This window comes from Chryseobacterium phosphatilyticum (assembly GCF_002899825.2).
GTDB classification, from domain to species: domain Bacteria; phylum Bacteroidota; class Bacteroidia; order Flavobacteriales; family Weeksellaceae; genus Chryseobacterium; species Chryseobacterium phosphatilyticum.
This window is the reverse complement of sequence record NZ_PPED02000011.1, coordinates 1-5,453: the sequence shown is the minus strand read 5'-3', so window position 1 is coordinate 5,453 and position 5,453 is coordinate 1. Positions and strand designations below refer to the sequence as shown.

Here is a 5,453-nt window from a genome sequence, read left to right as displayed (position 1 = left end):
TAGAGGGAGTTTAGGGTTAACAAATAAACTTTAAAATTTTCTTCAAAAACATTTGGTCATTACAAAATAAAGTTTTACTTTTGCACTCGCAAATACGGAGCGACACTGACAGAGAGATTGCTTCGTTACAAAGCGAAAGAAGAAAAGATCATTGACATACAATATAACAACCAAGTAAGGAAAAACTAAAGCGTTAAAAAACTTTGAGTGAGTCAGACAAACATACAATGGAGAGTTTGATCCTGGCTCAGGATGAACGCTAGCGGGAGGCCTAACACATGCAAGCCGAGCGGTAGAGATCTTTCGGGATCTTGAGAGCGGCGTACGGGTGCGGAACACGTGTGCAACCTGCCTTTATCTGGGGGATAGCCTTTCGAAAGGAAGATTAATACCCCATAATATACTGGATGGCATCATTCGGTATTGAAAACTCCGGTGGATAGAGATGGGCACGCGCAAGATTAGATAGTTGGTGAGGTAACGGCTCACCAAGTCTACGATCTTTAGGGGGCCTGAGAGGGTGATCCCCCACACTGGTACTGAGACACGGACCAGACTCCTACGGGAGGCAGCAGTGAGGAATATTGGACAATGGGTGAGAGCCTGATCCAGCCATCCCGCGTGAAGGACGACGGCCCTATGGGTTGTAAACTTCTTTTGTATAGGGATAAACCTACTCTCGTGAGAGTAGCTGAAGGTACTATACGAATAAGCACCGGCTAACTCCGTGCCAGCAGCCGCGGTAATACGGAGGGTGCAAGCGTTATCCGGATTTATTGGGTTTAAAGGGTCCGTAGGCGGATGTGTAAGTCAGTGGTGAAATCTCACAGCTTAACTGTGAAACTGCCATTGATACTGCATGTCTTGAGTGTTGTTGAAGTAGCTGGAATAAGTAGTGTAGCGGTGAAATGCATAGATATTACTTAGAACACCAATTGCGAAGGCAGGTTACTAAGCAACAACTGACGCTGATGGACGAAAGCGTGGGGAGCGAACAGGATTAGATACCCTGGTAGTCCACGCCGTAAACGATGCTAACTCGTTTTTGGAGCGCAAGCTTCAGAGACTAAGCGAAAGTGATAAGTTAGCCACCTGGGGAGTACGTTCGCAAGAATGAAACTCAAAGGAATTGACGGGGGCCCGCACAAGCGGTGGATTATGTGGTTTAATTCGATGATACGCGAGGAACCTTACCAAGGCTTAAATGGGAAATGACAGGTTTAGAAATAGACTTTTCTTCGGACATTTTTCAAGGTGCTGCATGGTTGTCGTCAGCTCGTGCCGTGAGGTGTTAGGTTAAGTCCTGCAACGAGCGCAACCCCTGTCACTAGTTGCCATCATTAAGTTGGGGACTCTAGTGAGACTGCCTACGCAAGTAGAGAGGAAGGTGGGGATGACGTCAAATCATCACGGCCCTTACGCCTTGGGCCACACACGTAATACAATGGCCAGTACAGAGGGCAGCTACACGGTGACGTGATGCAAATCTCGAAAGCTGGTCTCAGTTCGGATTGGAGTCTGCAACTCGACTCTATGAAGCTGGAATCGCTAGTAATCGCGCATCAGCCATGGCGCGGTGAATACGTTCCCGGGCCTTGTACACACCGCCCGTCAAGCCATGGAAGTCTGGGGTACCTGAAGTCGGTGACCGTAACAGGAGCTGCCTAGGGTAAAACAGGTAACTAGGGCTAAGTCGTAACAAGGTAGCCGTACCGGAAGGTGCGGCTGGAACATCTCATTTTAGAGCGTCGTTAGACGATAAAAAAAATAGTGCCGTAAGGTACAGAACTTACTTAAAGTTCAAGCTTTAGTTTTTTGTTTGGTTGATTTATATTAAAAATACAAAACCCACTAGAAATTAGTAAAGGGATTGAGAGAGACAAGGATGAAGATAAAAGGGTCAGTTAAATCTGATATCTATTATCTGAAATCTGTTAGTCTGACAGACAGTCTCGTAGCTCAGCTGGTTAGAGCGCTACACTGATAATGTAGAGGTCGGCAGTTCGAGCCTGCCCGAGACTACTAATTAAAAGACGGGAAGATATAAGAATCAAGACATCAGACATTAAGTCTGAGATCTGGATCTGGTATCTGAAGTCTACTAGAGGGGGAATTAGCTCAGCTGGCTAGAGCGCCTGCCTTGCACGCAGGAGGTCAAGGGTTCGACTCCCTTATTCTCCACAGTTTTGAAAGCTTAATTTAAAAGTTACGGATGGAGCCAAAAACAACATCTGTTCATTAAGCGGACAAGAAGAATTTAAGATCATTGACATTAACGGTAAAGACATCACAAAGAGATAACCGAGCACTTTCGGGTGCCGAGTTTATAAAAATATCGATTAGTAGCGATACTAATCAAAAAATACTGAACTAATTTAATATTAGGAAAGAAATCGTTAAGGGCGTATGGCGGATGCCTAGGCTTTCAGAGGCGACGAAGGACGTGGTAAGCTGCGAAAAGCTGCGGGGATTGGCACACACGAATTGATCCGCAGATGTCCGAATGGGGCAACCCGGCATGTTGAAGACATGTCACCTCTTAGGAGGAGCAAACCCGGAGAACTGAAACATCTAAGTACCCGGAGGAAAAGAAATCGAAGAGATTCCGTAAGTAGTGGCGAGCGAAAGCGGATTAGCCCAAAAGTCTTTATATGTTTAGAGGAATGTTCTGGAAAGAACAATCGTAGAAGGTGATAATCCTGTACTCGAAAGGCATATTAAGATGATAAATGAGTAGGGCGGGACACGTGAAATCCTGTCTGAATATGGGGGGACCATCCTCCAAGGCTAAATACTCCTGAAAGACCGATAGTGAACAAGTACTGTGAAGGAAAGGTGAAAAGCACTTCGAATAGAAGGGTGAAATAGAACCTGAAACCGTACGCCTACAAGCGGTCGGAGCACCTATATGGTGTGACGGCGTGCCTTTTGCATAATGAGCCTACGAGTTAATTTTACTAGCGAGGTTAAGGTATTAAGTACCGGAGCCGGAGCGAAAGCGAGTCTGAATAGGGCGCATAGTTAGTAGGATTAGACGCGAAACCTTGTGATCTACCCATGGGCAGGTTGAAGCTCTGGTAACACAGAGTGGAGGACCGAACCGGTTGACGTTGAAAAGTCTTCGGATGACCTGTGGGTAGGGGTGAAAGGCCAATCAAACTGGGAGATAGCTCGTACTCTCCGAAATGCATTTAGGTGCAGCGTCGTATATAAGTTTATTAGAGGTAGAGCGACTGATTGGATGCGGGGGAGTCAAATCCTACCAATTCCTGACAAACTCCGAATGCTAATAAATGTTCTACGGCAGTGAGGGCATGGGTGCTAAGGTCCATGTCCGAGAGGGAAAGAACCCAGACCAACAGCTAAGGTCCCCAAATATATGTTAAGTTGAAGCAACGCGGTTGGACTGCATTGACAGCTAGGATGTTGGCTTGGAAGCAGCCATTCATTTAAAGAGTGCGTAACAGCTCACTAGTCGAGCGGTCCGGCATGGATAATAATCGGGCATAAACATATTACCGAAGCTATGGATTTGTATTTAATATACATCTGGTAGGAGAGCATTCTATTTGCGCCGAAGCAGTACTGTGAGGTATTGTGGAGCGGATAGAAAAGAAAATGTAGGCATAAGTAACGATAAAGCGGGCGAGAAACCCGCTCACCGAAAGACTAAGGTTTCCTCAGCCATGCTAATCAGCTGAGGGTTAGTCGGGACCTAACGCGAACCCGAAAGGGGTAGTGGATGGACAATGGGTTAATATTCCCATACTTGCTCACACTAAAAAGGGGACGGAGTTCCGTACTTACTGGAGACTGACGGAATAGTCAAGGCCTAGCCTTCGGGCGAAGCTGCTGTAGGGAAAGAGCTTCCAAGAAAAGCCGAAGTGAAGCAACCCGTACCAAAACCGACACAGGTAGTCGAGGAGAGAATCCTAAGGTGCTAGAGTGAATCATGGTTAAGGAACTAGGCAAAATAGTCTCGTAACTTCGGGAGAAGAGACGCCATCAGCAATGGTGGCCGCAGTAAAGAGGCCCAGGCGACTGTTTATCAAAAACACAGGACTCTGCAAAATCGAAAGATGCAGTATAGGGTCTGACACCTGCCCGGTGCTGGAAGGTTAAGGAAGGTGCTTAGGGTTAAACCGAAGGCATTGACTGAAGCCCCAGTAAACGGCGGCCGTAACTATAACGGTCCTAAGGTAGCGAAATTCCTTGTCGGGTAAGTTCCGACCTGCACGAATGGTGTAACGATCTGGGCACTGTCTCAACCATGAGCTCTGTGAAATTGTAGTCTCGGTGAAGATGCCGAGTACCCGCAATGGGACGAAAAGACCCTGTGAACCTTTACTATAACTTCGTATTGACTTTGAGTAAGTAATGTGTAGGATAGGTGGGAGGCTATGAAGCTGGCACGCTAGTGTTGGTGGAGCCGACGTTGAAATACCACCCTTTACTTACTTGGAGCCTAACTTCTTTTAGAAGGACATTGCGTGGTGGGTAGTTTGACTGGGGTGGTCGCCTCCAAAAGAGTAACGGAGGCTTTCAAAGGTACCCTCAGCACGCTTGGTAACCGTGCGTAGAGTGTAATGGCATAAGGGTGCTTGACTGTGAGACCAACAAGTCGATCAGGTGCGAAAGCAGGACATAGTGATCCGGTGGTTCCGTATGGAAGGGCCATCGCTCATAGGATAAAAGGTACTCCGGGGATAACAGGCTAGTCTCCCCCAAGAGCTCACATCGACGGGGAGGTTCGGCACCTCGATGTCGGCTCGTCACATCCTGGGGCTGGAGAAGGTCCCAAGGGTTGGGCTGTTCGCCCATTAAAGTGGCACGCGAGCTGGGTTCAGAACGTCGTGAGACAGTTCGGTCTCTATCTATTGCGGGCGTTAGATGTTTGAGAGGGCTTGATTCTAGTACGAGAGGACCGAATTGAACAAACCTCTGGTGTATCAGTTGTACCGCCAGGTGCACTGCTGAGTAGCTACGTTTGGAAGAGATAAGCACTGAAGGCATATAAGTGCGAAACTCGCCTCAAGATGAGACATCTTTTAAGGGTCGTTGGAGATGACGACGTTGATAGGCTACAGGTGTAAAGACAGTAATGTCATAGCCGAGTAGTACTAATTACCCGTAGATTTATAGCCTGATATGGTGCTACGAAAGTGCAGCAAGGTTAGCTCTTTGTGAAAGTTTTTATCGCTTAAAACAGATGTCAGATATAAGACATCAGATATCAGACCTTGAAGTCTGAAATCTGAAATCTATCCTCTGATATCTTATATACAACCTTTAGGGTGGTTTTAGCGGTGGGGCTCACCTGTTCCCATTCCGAACACAGAAGTTAAGCCCACCAGCGCCGATGGTACTGCTAACGCGGGAGAGTAGGCCGCCGCCAGTTTTTATTTTATTTTTAAAAAGTCCTTTATCGAATGATAAAGGACTTTTTTTGTTTT

General features: G+C 46.9%; 2 tRNA genes and 3 rRNA genes. All 5 read left to right on the top strand.

The window, feature by feature from the left end:
* Positions 1 to 224: 224 nt before the first annotated feature.
* The 5 genes from C1631_RS23045 (at position 225) to rrf (ending at position 5,398) form a co-directional block, all read left to right on the top strand.
* Positions 225 to 1,741, top strand: a 16S ribosomal RNA gene (locus tag C1631_RS23045).
* A 207-nt stretch (positions 1,742 to 1,948) separates the two neighbouring features.
* Positions 1,949 to 2,022: transfer RNA gene (locus tag C1631_RS23040), tRNA-Ile, on the top strand.
* Between the two features lie 85 nt (positions 2,023 to 2,107).
* Positions 2,108 to 2,181: transfer RNA gene (locus tag C1631_RS23035), tRNA-Ala, on the top strand.
* Between the two features lie 205 nt (positions 2,182 to 2,386).
* Positions 2,387 to 5,144: ribosomal RNA gene (locus C1631_RS23030) — 23S ribosomal RNA — on the top strand.
* Between the two features lie 146 nt (positions 5,145 to 5,290).
* Positions 5,291 to 5,398 (top strand): 5S ribosomal RNA (rrf, locus tag C1631_RS23025).
* Together the 16S, 23S and 5S rRNA genes with 2 tRNA genes alongside form the textbook arrangement of a ribosomal RNA operon.
* Positions 5,399 to 5,453 lie beyond the last annotated feature (55 nt).